Source organism: Labilibaculum antarcticum (assembly GCF_002356295.1).
In the GTDB taxonomy this organism is placed as follows: domain Bacteria; phylum Bacteroidota; class Bacteroidia; order Bacteroidales; family Marinifilaceae; genus Labilibaculum; species Labilibaculum antarcticum.
This window is the reverse complement of the sequence record NZ_AP018042.1, coordinates 908,835-927,927: the sequence shown is the minus strand read 5'-3', so window position 1 is coordinate 927,927 and position 19,093 is coordinate 908,835. Positions and strand designations below refer to the sequence as shown.

19 protein-coding genes are annotated in these 19,093 nt (G+C 34.9%); 11 read left to right on the top strand and 8 right to left on the bottom strand.

Annotated elements, in window-relative coordinates:
• Positions 1-70: 70 nt before the first annotated feature.
• Genes ALGA_RS03440 through ALGA_RS03430 form a run of 3 tightly spaced genes read left to right on the top strand, consistent with a single transcriptional unit; the run spans position 71 to position 4,526 of the window.
• The gene (locus ALGA_RS03440; protein WP_197705690.1) at positions 71-1,615 is read left to right on the top strand and encodes a sulfatase family protein; all 1,545 of its coding nucleotides are present in this window, start codon (positions 71-73) and stop codon (positions 1,613-1,615) included.
• Positions 1,616-1,648: 33 nt separating this feature from the next.
• Positions 1,649-3,082, top strand: a complete 1,434-nt coding sequence (locus ALGA_RS03435; RefSeq protein WP_096428004.1) for an arylsulfatase — start codon at positions 1,649-1,651, stop codon at positions 3,080-3,082.
• A 25-nt stretch (positions 3,083-3,107) separates the two neighbouring features.
• Positions 3,108-4,526 carry an arylsulfatase gene (locus ALGA_RS03430; protein ID WP_096428003.1) on the top strand — a complete coding sequence of 473 codons (1,419 nt, stop codon included), beginning with the start codon at positions 3,108-3,110 and terminating at the stop codon, positions 4,524-4,526.
• A gap of 582 nt (positions 4,527-5,108) precedes the next feature.
• Here the strand turns inward: ALGA_RS03430 and ALGA_RS03425 are convergent.
• The 3 genes from ALGA_RS03425 to ALGA_RS03415 all read right to left on the bottom strand — a co-directional run bounded on the left by ALGA_RS03425 (position 5,109) and on the right by ALGA_RS03415 (position 7,937).
• The gene (locus tag ALGA_RS03425; RefSeq protein WP_096428002.1) at positions 5,109-5,723 is read right to left on the bottom strand and encodes an ankyrin repeat domain-containing protein; all 615 of its coding nucleotides are present in this window, start codon (positions 5,721-5,723) and stop codon (positions 5,109-5,111) included.
• A 249-nt stretch (positions 5,724-5,972) separates the two neighbouring features.
• Positions 5,973-6,443 (bottom strand): PPC domain-containing DNA-binding protein, encoded by a 471-nt coding sequence (locus ALGA_RS03420; RefSeq protein WP_096428001.1) that lies wholly within the window; start codon positions 6,441-6,443, stop codon positions 5,973-5,975.
• Between the two features lie 306 nt (positions 6,444-6,749).
• Entirely contained in the window at positions 6,750-7,937 is a 1,188-nt protein-coding gene (locus ALGA_RS03415; protein ID WP_145957565.1) for a class I SAM-dependent methyltransferase, read from the bottom strand.
• A 470-nt stretch (positions 7,938-8,407) separates the two neighbouring features.
• Here ALGA_RS03415 and ALGA_RS03410 point away from each other — a divergent pair, with 470 nt between their 5' ends.
• A complete protein-coding gene (locus tag ALGA_RS03410) occupies positions 8,408-9,229 on the top strand; it encodes a hypothetical protein (protein WP_145957564.1) in 822 nt (273 codons plus the stop codon).
• 281 nt (positions 9,230-9,510) lie between these two features.
• On the opposite strand, the gene ALGA_RS03405 is transcribed toward ALGA_RS03410, so the two are convergent.
• From ALGA_RS03405 to ALGA_RS03385, 5 genes are all read right to left on the bottom strand, one after another.
• Positions 9,511-9,861: a PPC domain-containing DNA-binding protein gene (locus tag ALGA_RS03405; RefSeq protein WP_096427998.1), complete on the bottom strand. Its 351-nt coding sequence runs from the start codon at positions 9,859-9,861 to the stop codon at positions 9,511-9,513.
• Between the two features lie 390 nt (positions 9,862-10,251).
• A complete protein-coding gene (locus ALGA_RS03400) occupies positions 10,252-11,313 on the bottom strand; it encodes a restriction endonuclease subunit S (RefSeq protein ID WP_096427997.1) in 1,062 nt (353 codons plus the stop codon).
• Positions 11,314-11,333: 20 nt separating this feature from the next.
• A complete protein-coding gene (locus ALGA_RS03395) occupies positions 11,334-13,382 on the bottom strand; it encodes an HsdM family class I SAM-dependent methyltransferase (RefSeq protein ID WP_197705689.1) in 2,049 nt (682 codons plus the stop codon).
• Positions 13,383-13,641: 259 nt separating this feature from the next.
• The gene (locus ALGA_RS03390; RefSeq protein WP_096427996.1) at positions 13,642-14,601 is read right to left on the bottom strand and encodes an HTH domain-containing protein; all 960 of its coding nucleotides are present in this window, start codon (positions 14,599-14,601) and stop codon (positions 13,642-13,644) included.
• Positions 14,602-14,764: 163 nt separating this feature from the next.
• Positions 14,765-15,424: a S24 family peptidase gene (locus tag ALGA_RS03385; RefSeq protein ID WP_096427995.1), complete on the bottom strand. Its 660-nt coding sequence runs from the start codon at positions 15,422-15,424 to the stop codon at positions 14,765-14,767.
• Positions 15,425-15,519: 95 nt separating this feature from the next.
• Here ALGA_RS03385 and ALGA_RS03380 point away from each other — a divergent pair, with 95 nt between their 5' ends.
• From ALGA_RS03380 to ALGA_RS03345, 7 genes are all read left to right on the top strand, one after another.
• A complete protein-coding gene (locus ALGA_RS03380; RefSeq protein ID WP_096427994.1) occupies positions 15,520-15,714 on the top strand; it encodes a hypothetical protein in 195 nt (64 codons plus the stop codon).
• A 13-nt stretch (positions 15,715-15,727) separates the two neighbouring features.
• A complete protein-coding gene (locus tag ALGA_RS03375) occupies positions 15,728-15,985 on the top strand; it encodes a MerR family transcriptional regulator (protein WP_096427993.1) in 258 nt (85 codons plus the stop codon).
• A 512-nt stretch (positions 15,986-16,497) separates the two neighbouring features.
• Positions 16,498-16,749, top strand: coding sequence for an ASCH/PUA domain-containing protein (locus tag ALGA_RS03365; protein ID WP_096427991.1), 252 nt, complete (start codon positions 16,498-16,500; stop codon positions 16,747-16,749).
• Positions 16,750-16,945: 196 nt separating this feature from the next.
• Complete coding sequence (locus ALGA_RS03360) at positions 16,946-18,316, top strand: hypothetical protein (protein WP_096427990.1); 1,371 nt, start codon at positions 16,946-16,948, stop codon at positions 18,314-18,316.
• Complete coding sequence (locus tag ALGA_RS03355) at positions 18,313-18,516, top strand: hypothetical protein (protein ID WP_096427989.1); 204 nt, start codon at positions 18,313-18,315, stop codon at positions 18,514-18,516. Before ALGA_RS03360 ends, ALGA_RS03355 begins: the two co-directional genes overlap by 4 nt.
• A 5-nt stretch (positions 18,517-18,521) precedes the next feature.
• Complete coding sequence (locus ALGA_RS03350) at positions 18,522-18,728, top strand: hypothetical protein (RefSeq protein ID WP_096427988.1); 207 nt, start codon at positions 18,522-18,524, stop codon at positions 18,726-18,728.
• Positions 18,729-18,842: 114 nt separating this feature from the next.
• The gene (locus tag ALGA_RS03345; RefSeq protein ID WP_096427986.1) at positions 18,843-19,040 is read left to right on the top strand and encodes a hypothetical protein; all 198 of its coding nucleotides are present in this window, start codon (positions 18,843-18,845) and stop codon (positions 19,038-19,040) included.
• The last annotated feature ends 53 nt before the right edge of the window (positions 19,041-19,093 follow it).

Below are 19,093 nucleotides of genomic sequence, written 5' to 3'. Positions count from 1 at the left end.
AATGAATTACGATCCAGAAGAAAATAGTTCGAAAGTATTTTGTGTTGATTAAGAAAATAAGTCTATGAAAATGAAAAATTTAATCTGGTCGATTTTATTGGTGCCGATTTTAATTAGTGGATGTCAACCAGCTAAAAAAGCAGTTGAAGAGTCAGGAGTAAAACCAAATGTAGTGGTTATCTATATGGATGATTTGGGCTACGGCGATTTAAGTTCGTATGGTGCTACCGAATTACAAACACCAAATATCGATGCGCTTGCAGCAGGTGGAAACCGATTCACCAATGCTTATGCGTCTTCGGCAACTTGTACCCCTAGTAGGTATGCATTACTAACCGGTTCTTACCCATGGCGCAATAAGGATGCAAAAATACTTCGGGGTAGTGCTCCATTAATAATTGGAGTCAATCAACCTACACTTCCTAAAATGATGCAAGCAAATGGATACTATACAGGTGTAGTTGGCAAGTGGCATTTAGGTTTGGGTGATGGTGATTTGGATTGGAACAAACACATAACTCCTGGTCCTAACGAAGTTGGTTTCAATTATTCATATGTTATGGCTGCGACTCAAGATCGTGTTCCTACAGTGTTTATTGATAATGGAAATGTGGTTGGAGTAGATCCAAACGATCCTATTGAAGTGAATTACAACGAGAATTTTGCAGGTCAGCAAACAGGACTTGAGAATCCAGAGCTTTGTAGATTGAAATGGCATCATGGTCACAACGGGACTATCGTGAATGGAATACCTAGAATTGGATTCATGAAAGGTGGGGAAAAGGCGAAATGGGTTGATGAAGAAATGTCTGGTCACTTTTTGAAATTGGCTCAGCAATATGTACGAGATCATAAAAGTGAACCCTTCTTTTTGTATTACGCATTGCAACAGCCTCATGTACCTCGTACTCCAAATCCTGCTTTTGTTGGAAAATCGGGAATGGGTGCACGTGGAGATGTGATTTTGGAAGCAGATTGGACAATTGGCGAGTTCATGAAAACCATGAAGGAAGAAGGTTTATTGGAAAATACATTGATTGTATTCTCAAGTGATAACGGTCCGGTGTTGAATGACGGTTATGAGGATGATGCACTAGAAAAATTAGGAAAGCACAATCCTTCAGGACCATTTAGAGGTGGAAAATACAGTTTATTCGAAGCAGGAACAAGAATTCCATTCGTTACCTATTGGAAAGGTAAAATCAAGCCACAAGAATCAGATGCTTTGGTTTGTCAGATGGATTTAATGGCTTCAATCGCTAAGTTAATTGGAGTAGAAGCACCCAAAAACGATAGTCAAAACCAATTGAGCCTATTAATGGGAGAGAGCAAAACAGGAAGAGAAAACTTGATTATTGAGGCGACCTCAAGAACAGCGATCCGTCAAGGAGATTGGTTGATGATTCCTCCATACAATGCGAAACCAGTAAACGAAAAGGTGAATATTGAATTGGGAAATTCACTAGAATTTCAATTGTATAATTTGAAAAATGATGAGGGAGAGCAAAATAATTTAGCAACAAGCAATCCTGAAAAATTGAAAGAAATGTTAGAGAGTTTTGTGGCTTTACGTGGTAAAGATTACTCGAAAATTGAAAAAATGGAATTGAAATAAGTTTTTTGGAAATCAGATAATTAGACATATAAGATGAAAAATAGACTACTATTATCGGCTTTGGTCATAACTGTTTCTTTAATTTCTTGCTCAGCAGGAAAAACCAAAAAGGAGCAGGAAGTTAAAAAGCCAAATATCATATACATTTTGGCAGATGATTTAGGGTATGGCGATTTGAGCTGTTACGGGCAACAAAAATTTCAAACACCAAACATCGATAAATTAGCCGAGCAAGGAATTAAATTCTCACAGCATTATTGTGGTGCGGCGGTATGTGCTCCTTCCCGTTCTACATTATTATCCGGTCAGCATACTGGACATACACCAATTCGGGGAAATAAGGAATTGGATGGTGAAGGTCAGACTCCTATTCCTGGAAGTACTGTTACCTTGGCTGAAATGCTAAAAGATGCTGGTTATAAAACGGGTGCATTTGGTAAGTGGGGACTGGGTTTTCCCGGTTCAGAGGGAGATCCCAACAATCAGGGATTCGATGAGTTTTATGGCTACAACTGTCAGCGAATGGCACATCGTTACTATCCTCCATATCTTTGGCACAATCAGGAAAAAGTGGCTTTAGAGGGGAACGATTGGACCAATACAGTGACTTATGCTCCAGATGTAATTCAGAAAGCAACCTTACAATTTTTGGATGACAATAAGAACAATACCTTCTTTGCTTATGTGCCTTTTGTATTGCCACATGCAGAGTTAATTTCTCCAGATGATTCAATTCTGGCAAAATTCAAAGGAAAATTTGAAGAAGTTCCTTATGGGGGTGATTATTCCTCCGATTATGGTCCTGATATTATCACAAAAAAGTATTGTACACAAAAAAGACCATTTGCCGCATTTGCCGCTATGGTAGCACGAACAGATGCTTATGTTGGCCAAATTATGGCTAAGGTTGAAGAGCTGGGGATTGCTGACAATACAATCATCATGTTCGCCAGCGATAATGGTCCTCATGCTGAAGGTGGTGCTAATCCTGAATTCTTTAACAGCGCCGGTGGTTTAAGAGGAATAAAGCGAGATTTGTACGAAGGCGGTATTCGAACCCCTTTTATTGCTGTTTGGCCGAATAAAATTAAAGCGGGTTCCACATCCGATCATGTATCTGCTTTTTGGGATGTTTTGCCTACTTGCGCAGCTATTGCTGATGTAAAATCGGTTGAGGGAATCGATGGGATTTCATTTTTACCAGAACTACTTGGGCAAGAGAATCAAAAGCAACACGATCATCTTTATTGGGAGTTTGCTCATCAAGGAGGCCGTCAGGCCGTTCGCATGGGCGACTGGAAAGCTGTACTTTACGGATTACATAAAAAGGGTGAGTTGGAACTTTATAATTTGGCCGAAGATGTGACTGAAACAAATAATGTTGCCGATCAACACCCAGATATTGTTGCTAAAATGAAAGAGATTCTGAAAAAAGAACATGTTGATTCAGAAATCTTTCCTCTTTAGTTATAACATAAAATAAATCGATAAAATGAATCAATTAATTCTGTTATTACTTGTCACTTTTTCCTTCTCTGCTTGTACCGAAAAGGAGATGACAAAGAATCAAAAGCCAAACATTGTTTACATTTTGGCTGACGATTTAGGTTATGGTGATTTGAGTTGTTATGGTCAGACTAAATTTGAAACGCCAAATATTGATCAGTTAGCGGCCAAAGGAATGAAATTTACACAGCATTATAGTGGTGCAGCGGTATGTGCTCCTTCCCGTTCTACTTTAATGACTGGTCAGCATACTGGGCATACACCAATTAGAGGGAATAGAGAACTCGATAAGGAAGGACAAATACCAATGATTGGAAGTGCACTTACGGTAGCCGAGATCTTGAAAGATGCTGGTTATAAAACGGGTGCTTTTGGTAAATGGGGATTGGGATTTCCCGGTTCCGAAGGTGATGCGAATAATCAAGGCTTCGATGAGTTTTATGGCTACAATTGTCAGCGAATGGCTCATCGATATTATCCACCTTATTTGCGTCACAACCAGGAAAAGGAATATTTGGAGGGGAACGATTGGACAAATACGGTGACTTATGCTCCCGATAAAATTCAGGAGGCAACCTTACAATTTTTAGAGGATAATAAGGATACCTGCTTTTTTGCTTACGTTCCTTTGGTTTTGCCTCATGCAGAACTGATATCGCCAAACGACTCCATTCTAAAAATGTTTGAAGGTAAATTTGACGAAATTCCTTACGAGGGATTATCAGGTTCTGATTATGGACCTGATATGGTGAAATCTAGGTATTGCACTCAAAAAACACCATTTGCTGCATTTGCTGCTATGGTAACCCGAATGGATATTTATGTAGGACAAATAACTGCAAAGCTAGAAGAATTGGGAATTGCTGATAATACAATCATCATGTTTACAAGTGATAATGGCCCACATGCTGCAGGTGGAGCTAATCCTGCATATTTTAATAGTTCAGCAGGCTTTCGTGGTATTAAGCGGGACTTATACGAAGGGGGAATTAGATGCCCTTTTGTAGCTGTTTGGCCCAATAAAATTAAGGCAGGTTCTACATCCGATCATATTTCGGCTTTTTGGGATTTCTTACCTACTTGCGCTGAGATTGTCAATGTAAAAACTCCTGGAAATATCGACGGAATTTCATTCTTACCGGAATTACTAGGACAGGATAATCAAAAACAGCACGATCATCTTTATTGGGAGTTTGCGCATAAAGGCGGCCGTCAAGCAGTTCGCATGGGCGACTGGAAAGCTGTACTTTACGGATTACATAAAAAGGGAGAGTTGGAACTTTATAATTTGGCCGAAGATGTGGCTGAAACAAATAATGTTGCCGATAAACACCCAGATATTGTTGCTAAAATGAAAGAAATCATGAAAAAGGATCATGTTGATTCTGAACTGTTTCCATTGTAAAGATTAAAATATAGATTAGTGTTTAGTTATTTGTTTAAGGGGCAGTCGCTGTAGGGGTGGCTGCTCTTTTTTTTTGTGACTATTACTACCGAATTATCCCTTGAAAATTCAAAAGCATGTTTGAAATCTTACCTGGTCAGGCTCTGACTATAACCAAGCCGTTCCTATCAGGGGATGACTTTGATTCCAAATCTTAAAAATATTTTTCCTTCACGGATGATAAAAACAAAACCCGACTGGTATAGTCGAGCTGTTATTTTGTTGCTTAAAGCAATCAGGTCTAAACGGAGTTTTTCTATCCATCAGAACAATTTGATTCTAAGAGTCAGTAAAAATCTGATTTTTGTCCTCATCTATAATCTCTACCAAGGAAAATATAGGTTCTAAATATACTGGGCAAGGAATTCAGAATTTTTAATCCGATTAATATCCTATTTTCTACTTCGGGATAAGTTCGATTAGCTTAATCTATACAAAAAGCGACCACATGGAGTGCAGTCGCTTTGTAATTTTACATTATTGGGTCAAAAAAACTTTGAGATTTTAGCCTTCTTAAAAAGTTAATGTCTTTTTAGAGCATTTCTATTTAAGTTGTGTTTTAATATAATTAGCCATATCAGTATATCCCTTTGAATTGGCAAAGCCTAGACATGTATCTCCATCAGCATCTATCATTTTTAAATCTGCTCCGTGCGCAACTAAAACTTTAAGAACCTCAAGCTGACCTTCGGAGGCAGCCATCATTGCAGCGGTCCAGTTTTGCTCATTGTCCATCATATTAGGTTTGGCTCCTGCTTCTAATAAGCTAAGTACTGTAGGTACAGATGAACCTGTAGATGCAAACATTAATGCCGTTCTATGGATGGTATCTGTTAAATTTACATCGGCCCCTTTGTCAATTAATAATTTTACTATTTCGTCGTGACCATTGTAAGCGGCTAACATCAGTGGGGTGCGCTTATTAAGGTCTGTGGAGTTTACATTAAAGCCGTTATTCAAAGCGTCTTTCACCATCTCGAGTTCACCGTTTAAAGCACTTTGCATAACTAGGTTAATATCAATTGTCTTAACAGCAACAGGTGTTGTCTTTTCTGTACTAGTAATATTTGTATCGCTCCCTTTACCAGGCTTTGTGTTGCAACTGTAGGTGGATAATCCCATAATCGCAATAGCGGAAAGTAATTGTAGTTTGTTCATGATTATATATTTATTTCTATCAACTCGATGTTAAAGGTAATATAAGAGAGTAAAATAGTAAACATTTTAAACTGTAAATTGAAAGATGTCTTTTTCACTCAGCTTTCGTAGATTTTCAGGTCTGGTTTACAATCCGTTTTACACCTAATTTTCTAGTCTAGTAAATGATTTCTGCTTGGCAGAAAGATTACGATACCATGTGTCTTGGATAAATGGCAATTTTAAAAGTTTACTTATGAGTTTTACAAGCTAGTTTTCCTCCACTTTCAATTCATAATAGGTTGTTTCAGGATCTACAACACGTGTGAAGTTCATGGCTTTATTATTGAGAAGGACAATCTCTGCAGTTGTGTAAATGATATTGCCATCCACCAGATGACCACCAATAGTATTGCCTGTGCTATCCGATACCGAGATATGAATATGATTGTTTTTACCTTGGTCTGCAAATGTTCCGGTAAGTGAAACAATCTCGTAATGACCTTGTAAATGCAAAAGCTCTTGTTGATTTGCTGGCCGAATAATCAGTTCTCTTAAACTGCCCACACAGGTAGAAATTGATGCCGACTGCAACTGATTGGTTTCAACAAATTGTGTCAATTCTTGTTTTAGATCCATCCCGGGTTTTAATCGCAGGGCATAGGTTTCAACATTATTTTGTTGACAGGAAATCAAACTGATAAAACTTGCGAGTAGGATAAGGGTTTTAAATTTTAACATAGATAAATTTTCAGGAAAATGTAAAATTAAAAAATATAAAAACTTTTAGAGCCAACAGGGGACTAAAAGTTTTCACGGAAATGTTCATGCAATTTCATGGACGATTGACGGCAAATTTAAAAGGCTAAAATAATTCCAAAACCACCATTCATTATCGTTTGAACATTTTTCTACAAATACTGAACTTGTTTTTTTAGACATAAAAAACACCCCAAATGTTGTGTCCAACTTTTGGGGTGCAGTTTATTAATTCGATATTGAACTGTTCGTGAAAAGTGATTTTTGTCTTGTTGTTCTCAAGTAGATTTACTTAATGCATTTGTAGACAATGAATTTTTTGTCTTCATCTATAATCTCTACCAAGGAAAATATTGGTTCCAAATGTACCTTGTAATTTAAATGTTTATTGGCGACAATTTGTAGATTTCCGCCTTCTTTCAAGCATCGATAACATTCTCTAAAGAGTTGAATTGGGATTTGAATATTTATCTCAAATTCGAAATGAAAAGGAGGGTTGGTTACAATTAAATCGAAAGTCTCATCATCAAAAATGGATAGCTCATTATTAAAATGATGATGTATGTTTTCCCCTTGAATATTTAATTTAGCCGATGCAACAGCCAGGTAAGAATCATCAATTAAATGAATTTCAGCATCAGGCAACTGTTTGAATATTTCATTGCCAATAATCCCATTTCCAGAGCCTAAATCCAAAATACATTCATCGGCATCATCTATTTCAAGCTGTTCCAGAAAAAACTGAGTGGCATAATCAATGTGTTGTGCTGAAAACACGCCCCAGAACTGTTTGTAATTTTGCTTGTTGTAATCAAGAGTGGTGATGAGTTCTTTTTTAAGGGTGCTCTTCTTTTTTGTTAGCACTACCAATCGTGCTTTTTTTACCGCTCTGCTTTGTTCAGCGACTTCAAAATATTCCTGCGCTATTTGTAATAACTTAGGCGTAAAATGACGGGTCATAAATGCACAAATCACAGTAATGTCCTCACTCGAATTGCATGCAATTTGTTCTAGGTAAAGTTGAAAGAGCTCTAACGATTTAGGCACATTTACCAAGGCGAAATCCATTTCACGTTCAAGTGGCGAAAGTGGGTCTGAATAATTTAGCAAAGGAATATTGTGCGCTTCCAAATTGGCATCAATGGCTTTTTGCTGACTTTTTTTGGTAAATACCAGAGTAGGAGTAAATGAATGTAAATTACAGCCCAAAAAACCGAATCGGTCACCATAAATGCCCAAATGATTTGGTTTCTTTTCTAAATCAGTAAACGCTTGTAAAAGATATTCGTCTGCCGCACTCCATGCCTTTAACGATCTATCTTCCGATAAATCATATCTTTTAATATTATATTTATTCTCTTCAGATCCCATGTGATAATTTGCCTTAGTATAGTGATTTGTAGTTGATAGTACGCTTCGTGTTATTTGTTGTTTATTTTGGATTGATGCTCCTGATTCAAATAAGAAAAAGTGCAATTGCAATCAAAATTAACCCGTGAGTTACCGAGCTGCGAAGATAGAGATTAGATGCGACAAATTGACAAGACTATCTGCTTTCTACTATTTTTTGAATTTATTACAAATATAATGTGAACTCTCTCACAAATTGAAATCAAACGAACGCAGGAATGCCAAAAAGGAGGAAGTACACAAGCTAAAAATAGTGGTGTGCACAAGGGGAGAAAAATAGCTTCGAAAAATAAAAATTTAATTTCTCCTGGTGGAAAAGATCCAAATATTGAAGCCATTTTACAATCAGATTTGAGCATATGTATCACCGTTTCGGCTAAAGGCGTGAGTCGAAGCAAAGAAAATTAGAAAAGAATATTTTGAAAATTGATGGTTATATACTACATTCAGCACCAATGTCAATATGGATTTTATATTGTGCACCTTTTAATAATAATATAATTGCATATTCTAACAAGTTATCCAACATTATGAAAATGAAAATAATATTTAGCCTATTCGTTTTGGGATTTATCTTTTCTTGTTCTTCTACAAAAAATACGAATAAAGAAAATTCCAAAATGTTTAACACAATTTTAGAAGCTTCTTATGGCTCAAAACAAAGTGGAGCATTAGTAAGAGAAATAGCTTTAAATCAAGAGAGTAGTAGGAAAGAATTTTATGACGAACAAGGAGTTTTAGTTGAATATTGGAGTTACGAAGTTGATGCAACACTTTATGAAAAAACAAAACTTATAACAAATAAGGATGGAGAAGTAATTAAAAGTACCACTTATGACAAAGACGGAAATCTGGAAAAATACACAACAAGCGAATTTGATAATAATGGGAAAATTATTGAGTCGAGAACCTTTAACTCGAAAGATGAATTAATTTCCACACAAAAAAACAAATACGACATTAATGGAAATCAAATATCAATGAGCAATACGATTTCTGAATCAAATATAACTTTTAAAACAACCAACGAATATAATTCCAGAAACCAAAAGAGTAAAGAAATAGAGTTTGAGCCTGATGGAAGAATAAAAAATACGAGAACTTTTACCTACGATAGAAAAGGCAATGAAATTGAATCCGAGTTAATAAGACCAAATGGTGAATACACAAAATTCATCTCCGAATATGATAGAGCAAATAATATAACAATTCAAAAATGGTATGATAAAGAGGGGAAACAAATACATCAAACCTCATTTGAGTACGTTTATGATGAAAATAATAACTGGATAACCAAAAAAAGATATTCTGATGGCAAATTAGGTTTCGTTTGGGAAAGACAGATTGAATACAAATAATACGCTACATTTCATTTACCAAGCATTATACTGTCTAAAAAGTAAAAGGTATTCTGGGAAATGAAAAACGCCCCCGTAAATCATGAAATTTACGGGGGCGTTTTGGGTTTTCGTCCGGTCTTTAACAGTTTAATTCATTTAGATATCTTTCTGTGACTCTCATCTGTTTTTCAGTATTTATAAAGCTTACAGAGCAATATTTACTGTCTGGTCTTTTACCTATTATGGCTTCCCCGCATACTTAACAGTCCATATTTTAGTTCATTTCTTAGCTTTACAAGCTAGTCCTTCAGCACCTCTAATTCATAATACGTTGTTTCAGGATCTTTTACGCGAGTAAAATTGATGCCTTTATTGTTGAGGAGTACAATCTCAGCAGTCGTGTAAATAATATTACCATCCACCAAGTGCCCGCCGATGGTGTAGCCTGTGCTATCCGATACCGAAATGTGAATATGATTGTTTTCGCCATGGTCTGCAAAGGTTCCGGTAAGTGAAACAATTTCGTAATGACCTTTTAAATGTAAAAACTTTTGTTGGTTGGCAGGACGAATAGTTAGTTCTCTAAAACTCCCCACACAGGTAGAAATCGATGCCGATTGCAACTGATTGGTTTTAAAGAATTGTGCCATTTATTGCTTTAGATCCATTCCCGGTTTTAATCGTAGGGCATAGGTCTCAACACTATTTTGCTGACAGGAAAACAAACTGATAAAGCTTGCGAGAATAATAAGGCTAACTAATTTCAATAGATATAAATTTTTAGGAAAATGTAAAATTAGAAAATACAAAACTTTTAGACTCAACAAGAGGAATAAAAGTTTTCATGAAAAAAGACCACGCAATTTAATGTGTGGCCTTTCCTTTGCTTTGTCGGGGCGAGAAGATTCGAACTTCCGACCCCACGCCCCCCAGACACAACCGCTTCATTGTTAATTGTCAGTAAACCAGTGGTTGCGAGAGGGTGGGGTTTTGGATTTGCACGTTTTTTGCACGTTTTTCGTTGCGATATCATTCCTAAACTAGGCGTGTTGATTGATTCTATTTTTTTTATCAGTATATAAAACCACATCCTTTATAACTAATTTATGAATGGCAGAAATAATTGTCTCCATAGTTTCATAATCTGGTTTTTGTCCTTTTAGTGGAAGTGAAATATCTAATGTGTCAGCGTCTTTTGCGTAAAAATTTCTCCCGTAATTAAATTGGCCATTATAAGATGATTTATGAATTGAAGTTGTTACAAATATTGATGCTAGTTTTGGTAATTTTTCAGTATGTACAACTGCAATATGGTCATCTCCACCATATTTAAAATTCCTGTATTTTGCTGAACCAAACATATCAATTGTTGTAGTATTTTCAGAAAACACATTCACTTTGTTACCTATAAAAGCAGAAACACCTTCATCCGTTTCTCCTGCTGTAATGAAAGGTAAATTGCCCGATATTCTATCCGTACTTTTAAGCCGTTTTCCACGTGTAGATTTTCCAAACAGCTTTTCAAGATTAAAAATATTCCAATTAAGGTTTTCAAAATTCTCTAAAGCTTGTTTTTCGTTTTCGGTTAAATGGTAATTAGATAATCCATTTTCTATTAAGTAATCGTCTAGTTTTTTAATGCGTTCTGCTTCTAAATCAGCTACAAAACTTTCCATAAATTCAAAATCTATCTTCCCGTTTTTGGTAGGTAGTTGCATTTTGAAATTTAAACTTTGGGAGCTTCTTAATTTTTTTCCGTAATCAAATTTTCCAAACAGGGATTTCTCCATTGATATTGCAAAAAAAAGCATTGTTTTCTTGGTGTATTCTTTTTTACTATTCCAATAAACACCTGTATCATCACCTGCACCAAAATTATAATCTCGATAAAAAGTATTGCCAAAAATGTCTATTGTTATAGAATTTTCAGGAAAGTTTGCCACAGGATTGGAAATATAATCTACAATACCTGTATTTGTTGTTCCAGCCATTACAAATGGGATATTGCCTGAAATTTGGTCATCTTTTTTGAGTCTTCTACCTTGAGCAATATTGTTAAAAATGCTTTTAAAGGAATATTCACCCCACTTAACTTTTTGCAATTTCTTGTTAAGTGGGGTGTCTACTTTCCCAGCTCTTGCTCAAATGTATTTTGCTTTAAAAGAGTGTTTATTTCCCAAGAGAGATAATCGCTTACGGTTTTCTTAAAATCGTGTATGTTTGGTTTTGTATCTGATGGGGCTGTTTGGTTCCAGTCCGCACCATTATTGGGGTCGATAGTTCCTTCATAATATTCTCGCTCAGTAAATATATTGAGTTTGCTTTTTCCAAAACGCACCAAGTTTACTACTTCTTCATAACGTTCTTTTGCTTGATTCGTGTCTTTTAGGTTATTGCTTGCTTTTTTTCGGTTGCTACGTGTGTAACCGTCATTAGTGAAATCTATAAATTTTACAATATCGTCTTTGTGGTGTTTTTCATTTACTTTAAAAACATAAATGTTGGTATTAACACTTGATTTACCAATGAAAATATCCACAGGCATTTTAATACTGGCTAAAAACGTATGTTTTGCCAAAATTCTTTTGTTGAAGTCAATAGCTTTACCTGAACCTGATGAGTTTTGAATAATGATTGCTCCATAACCTCTGTTCATCATCCCCAATGCTTTTTCTACGAAGTTCATTCCATTACCTAAAGCAGAATAGGGCGGATTTAATATAAAAGCATCCGCAGGGAATTTGCTGTCGGTTTTTCCAAAACCATATTTACCGTCAAAATCTTTAATTGAGTCAATGTTCAAGATGTTAGAACTTCCATCACCCATTAAAATCATATTGAGGATAGCCAACATATAAACGCTTGAAAGCAACTCTAAACCGAGCAGTTGTTCAGCTTTTATTTTGATTTCTTTTTGGGTAAGTTCTTGGGGCGAAGTAATGTTGTTTTTAGCATCATTAAGCATTTCATTCATAGCAGCTACCAACAAACCTGCTGAACCTGTTGCAAAATCCCATACATAAGAATCTTTGTTTACTCTTGCTAGTTTTACTAAAAGGGAAGCAACATAGTTAGGTGTAAGTACCACATCATTTAGTTTGTCTTGCGAAAACCCAAGCCAACCGTACATTTCATTAAAGAGTTTACCTGTAAAGTCAGTCGTTAAGCCTATTTTGTAGTAAATTCCTAAATCATCAACAATTTTGGTAAAAACTCTTTTAAGTTGACTTTCTCCGTTTTCAACTTTGTTTATATTTTCTGTTGTAAGTGTATTTTCTAATGTTCTTAAAATTAGATTTTTCTTTTCGGAGGGTATGTCTTTTTCTTCTAAAAAGGATTTAATCTTTCTTACGATGATGTCACCGTCTTTATTACCTTTTTCGGTAGAAGATCTTAAGTCCGATTTTTCAAGAGGTGTAACTTTTCCAGGTATTCCAAGTGTTGCAATAATTGAAGCCGCAACAAGGTAAACTCGGTCATTTTCTCCTAGTCCTTTTTCATTTTGGTAAATGTCGTTGTTTAGTTTTACAAGGCTTTGGTCAATTTCTCTTTCTCGTTGCTCTTTTAATTTGTCAAGTTCTTCTTGAGATAATTGAAGTGTTTTAACTTTCTCAATAAAAGCATCAAAATTTTTCGGTACTAAAAATGAAAAATCCGAATATTCGTCAATTTTTTGACCTGCTCCCAAATTGCTTTTAGAAACATAATAAACTCCTATTTCGTGATGAATTTTCCCTGTATCATCTTTGTAGCCTGTCATACCGATAGCGATAATATCGGTGTAATTTGTGTGATGAAGTAAAGCGTTTGCATAGTGCACCGCACCATTTACAGCATAAGAATTTATATTTTTAAAATGTGGCTCATTTTTATTGGTTCGATTTTCAACTTGTTTGTTAGCATCCAGTTTTACGAGTTTGTCTTTATACCCTTTGTATTCAATAAGAATAGGGAAGAAGTCTAAATTTTTATCTTGAAGTAATATTTTTGCATCTGGCCGATTTGCACCTGTTCCACCATTTTTAGTGAAATAGTCAGAAAGTGCTTTGTCAATTTCGGTATTTACTGTTTCTTGTTCTAATTTATAAGGTAATTTATCTGATTTAAGCCAGCCATTAGCTAAATCTGCAATATTTGGTTCTATTGATTGTGCTATTTTTTTTCCTTTCATTATTTCAATTTTCTTAAATCTTTTTAATGTTCAAAGATGCAATTTTTAGATGACTTATTTGGTTTGCTTTTTCCATCAACTTAAGGGGATGGAATCGGGCTTAGGTGCTATTGTAAATTTTGTTTGTGTCTTTTTTTTAAAGGTGTCGTTGTTCCTCCGAATACAGTTGTATGAGAACATATAACTGTGTTTAGTCTTCTAATAACTCCTCTGCGAAATTAGCCCAATTACCTTATAAATATTCCTGTTTTCTAGTGTTTTAAATTTCTTCAAAAGGGATGTTTTTCTCTTGGCAGTATTTCTCAATTTCGGAATCCGTTTTGAAATATTCATCGCAAAAATTTTCAAATTCCATTCGAGTTCCTTTTACATATCTCTCTTCAGCTGTAAGCAACATTTCTGTTTTTTCAATAAATTTGGTGAAATCAGTATTTATTTCGCAAAGTTTGTCAATTGTTTTAAAATCAAGTTCTCGATACTTAGACGTGAATAAAACTTTACTTTCAAATGGGTTTGCATTCAATTCGATTACTCCAATACCAAAGGATTGATTAAGCCGTTCCATTTCGTCTAAGAGATTTTTACTTATTTCAATAGCTACTAGGTAGCCATAGTTAGCCCAACTTGAATTTGATACAGCCTGAAAGAAACATTGTTTAAGTTCATAATCTGATTTTATTTCCTTTTTAAGCTCATAAGAAATCAGGTCGAATGCATCAGCTTTATTGATTACTTTTAAAAGAGCATTACTTGATTTATTTTGAAGATTAAGGAAATTTATTCCAATCATATCTGGGTGTATCCATTTCTGATGATTGTCTTTGCTATTTGAAGACTTTTCATGGAAAATTGTTTTTGAATACGTATTCTGATTCTTTAAATAACTACTCAAAAGAATGTGTAGATCTCTTTCCTGATATGTTTTTGATTTAGGTACTTTTTTACCTTCTCCTTCTTTTTCTATTATTTCTGATAGGTTTAACTCATTTTCATATTTTGACAAATAATATTTGAAGCCTTTTTTACCCTTTACACGTTTGACTCGTGTATCATTTTGTCTAATGAAATGACCTAGTTGAGCACCAATGGTATCAGAAGGAGTCTTTGCGTTTGTCCAGTTAATATAATTTTCAGTATCAATTTTTTCTAGTACTTCTAAATAGGTGAATGCTTGTTTATTATCTTCCAGAATTTTTAAAATAGCTTCCTTAATTGTCATTTTTAGAAAAATTAATTAATGATGGTTCCAATTATATTTTGAAATAAAGGTTGATAATTCTTCTGTAGTACTATCCCAAAAACTTTACTTTGGATTATATACAAAACAAACCCTCTGTATCTCCATAATATAAGCTCTGAAAATTTTAAATTTCGGGTGATTATTACATCGCAAGTCTAGAAATTACCCCTTTAACTTGGTAAAATGAGCGTATGTTTTTAATATGAAATTCCCTATCCTCGTATAGTTGATTTTCGCTAGCTAGTATCACGTGGGTATCATCCTTGCCTTTTCGTACATACTTTAAATGTACATCGCCGTTTTTCAACACCACAACAAAGGGATTGCCAAAGGTCAAATAAACATATTCAACCTCTTTAATGCCAATGATTTCACCACTCTGGAATTTTGGGTACATACTATCACCAAACACATTTATAAAGCTCAAATTTTCACCCCAATAAGGAATAGTAACAGGTATTTTTTCAAAGCCATTTCCGTTAGTAGCAAAATTTAAGCCTGCCGAAGCATCTACGTTCGGGTAGTAGTATCCGGCTAGTGTTTGTTTATCTGTTTCCTCGGTAGTATGGCTATTCTCCTCTTCACTTAACAGCATTTCGCCTTTTCCTGTTAGTAGCCAATTAGGATTGATGTCAGGAAATGCATTAATCAAAGATTCTAACATTTCGAACTTTGGTTTGCTTTTTCCGTTGATTATTTTTCCAATAGCCACATCGGAATAGCCTAAAAGTGCCGAAAAAGACCTTTTGTTTAATTTTTTTTCAAGTAATAATTCACTTATTCTGAGCGATATATCTGACATTTTTATTTTATTTCGAACTTTAGGTTCTTAGTCCGAACTTTAGTTCATATATTTGTTGCGTAATAACATTAGTAATAACAAATTTAAGCTTTAAAATGGAAATTCAAACAAAAACCACTTGGTCAAAAACATTGCGCCAATTTACCGTTGGCGAAACTCATCAGTTCAAACTTAATGCCAAAGACATAGGCAACGCCCGAATGGCCGCTTCGCGAGAAAAAAAAGCAACAGGTTTGGTGTTTTCTACTACCACATTAAACGATGGAATTGAAATAAAACGAATCGCCTAAATCCTATTTTATTATGACTAAACCAGAAATTATTTGCGATTTGAATCAAAAGAAGTGGTTGAATCTTCAACATGCTATTACTTATCTGGGATTTGGTTCAAAAGACACTTTCCAAAAATGGAGAGAGGGAGTACAGGTTCATCCAAAAAGTAATAAGATAATTTTTTTAAAATCTTATAAAACTGGAAAGAACATAGTTTACAAACGAACTGATATTGATGAGTTTATGGAAGAATACCAAAGAGTAAAACTTCATCCCAAAACAGCCTAAGTATGAGTTCTGAAAAAACAATAAACAAAGCATTTCGGGTGCTATTCCTATTTCTTGCCTGCATGGCCTTAATTGGGATTATCATAGGTGCATATCAGCATATAGTTACCCTGATTATGTGTTTAGTGATGCAGTCGTGTTTTGCAGCTCCCAAAACTGTAAAATCATGACAAGACAGCAAAAAATAGACAGGGCTCTAGTCCTACATAAATCACTTGTTGAAAAGATCGCTTTTTATAGTGATTTGGCTGTAAATGAAAGTAATGGAAAGCATACTCTTATTCACTGGTCAAAATTTAATATGTATAGAGAATTATCACAAAGAGCTTATAAGCTCACAATGAAATTATTAGATACTCCAAAATCATGAGAAGAAAATTTTACAAGGCGTTATATATAACTGCAAAAATAGCTTTTGTTGGCTCTATTATATTAGGTAGTAGTTTAATGGCTATTGCTTTTTTATTAGTAAGTGGAATTAGTTATGCGAACCTTCCAACATTCCAGAGTATATGAAACATTTATTAAAGATTTTACCTGAATACTTCGAGGAAGTTGTAAAGGGTACAAAGACTTTTGAAGTTCGCAAAAATGATAGGGGTTTCAAGCTTGATGATATTTTAATCCTTGCAGAATACAGCATTTCTTTACAATCATTCACAGGCCGAGTAATCGAAAAGAAAGTCATCTACATTTTAAAGGGTGGAAGCTTTGGAATTGAAAAAGGCTTTGTAGTTATGGGCTTACAAAACGGTTTTTCCTAAATCGGCCACATGTACATATTTTACTGATAATTCAGAAGGAAGAACGCAGTAAAAAAGGGTACGAATACACAGGCTTTTGAAGTCTGTATTTTTTTCAAAATTTCCATTTTAGGAAAATAAAAACGCACGTCTTTAGGGTACGCATACACATACTTTTTAAGGCAATTAACTCACCATATTTCACTCATCTACTCCATTGATTGACGGCATTTCCATAGAGCTTTTAAATTTCAATCCTAAGGTTTGGGAACAATTACCAGAACTGGAATTTCGGGTTTTAACTGTAGTTGGTTCTAAAAAAGAGCTTGGAAGTAGAAAAGCTCATTATAGGGGTTTAGATTTCATTCTTGAACCAAGAGGAAAAGCCAAGCTTAAAGGCTCAATTCATAAGTTTTACAACAACGGACAAAACAACGCAAACCGCTTTACCTATGAGGATTTGCAGAAAGCAGTTAATCAATTAAAAGCTTTTGGCATCGAACCAGAAAACACCAAGTTAAAAAGTTTCGAGATAGGTTTAAACCTAGATACAACAAATAGTAAAATTGATACAAAAACTTTCCTTGAAAGTATCCTTTATTGTCGAGGGGCGGAACGCTCCGATATGGAGCTAAACGGAAAAATAGGCTACGGATATACCTACAATACCACCAATGCCACTTACAAATTTTACGATAAGGCCGAGCAATCAAAAATACAGGCAGAATTATTAAGGATTGAAACCAAATTCACCCGAATGAGAGCGGTGGAAAGCTACAAAATTTTTACACTGAACGACCTTTTAGACAGGGAAAAACTAAGCAAATTGATATTAGATAAGTTCCTGAAACCCATCGATGAAACCATCTTCTTTGAATGGGAACAAATCAAAACCACCCGAAAACTACCAGCCAAATACAAAAGTAAGTTTAAAGACCTCCGTAATCCCGATTGGTGGATAAAAGACGAGCGAAGCAGAAAAGAAAGGCTTCGAAATAAACTACTGCTTGAAAAACTAATTGACAAGTACGCAAACCGCAACATTAAAAACATCCTGAAAGCCTTGATATCATTTGAATTGAAAGGATTTACACGCAGTAAAAAAGGGGACGATTACACCGAGTTTGAAGCCCTTGAAAACTGGAATTTTACAGAAAACGCAGTAAAAAAGGGAACGAACACCCATCGTATTGTATGTGCGGATTCAACCGAACAAAGTGAGGTGAAAGAAAAAAAATATTGTTTGTGTTGTGGAGCGGATATTTCCCATCAGAAGAAAGAATCAAAGTATTGTTCACACAACAGGAAATGCAGGGACAAAGCCTACAACCTTAAAGTATCCGAGAAAAGACAAGCCAAACGAACTGAAAAAGAAAAAGAGATACTACACCTGATAAAAGACCTAGGTAGTGAACTGAGCTTAGTCAGGACTACCAACCCCAATAGAAAAAAGATAAAAGGAGTTCCTAGCCGAAAAACTTCAATAGTGGTGACCATAGGAGGAAAGAAAAAATATTACCACGGTTCACAGGCTAGATTCTTCCTGAATGAATTTGAAAAGAAAACTGAACCACAATCTACGCCATGAGAGAAATTGTATTAAAAACATTGGAACAGATTACCAAGGAAAAAGAAGATGCTCGAAAGTTTCCTACTCATGTGATGTATGTGGAGTTAATCAATGAATTAGGAAGAGAAATAAATCCGGTATTAAGAGAGCTTTTGAACGAAGGAAAGATAAAAGCTGGTAATACTATCAATGATAAGTTTATAAAATTACTTAAATAAAAATCATGACTACAGACGAATTAAAAAAACTACAGGCTGAAATGCCAAATGATGTTTTAATTAAAAAAGTTAGACATCAAATATCTGAAATGGCTAGAACAGGTGGGAGAAGTCACATAATGTGTGTTCCTCCTGAAATTACTGATACAGATATGATTTTATCCGAATTAGTTGATCGATACGAAAAAGCATTAGGAAATGAAATTGAATAATAAAATATCTAATCATGAAGTTTTTGAGACTTGCACCAATTGTGGGGCTCAGATTGATATAAAAACAGAAAACACTTGTTCATTTTGTAAAACCCAATTAAACCCTAAATAACTATGAAATACAGAACAATGAATAGAAAAGAGCTTGCATCAGAATTAGGATATTCGAAATCTACCCTTGGACGAAGAATGGCGAAACTTCCTTTGGAATTTAGGGAAGCAATTGCACAAAGGTTGTTGTATGAGCATGAAGTAAAATACATTCATGAGAAATTAACAGAAATGAAAATTCTGGAATCGGGTTCAAAGTAGGGTATGCCCTACTTTGAACCCAGAAAAACACAAAAAAAGCATTCAAAACTAGC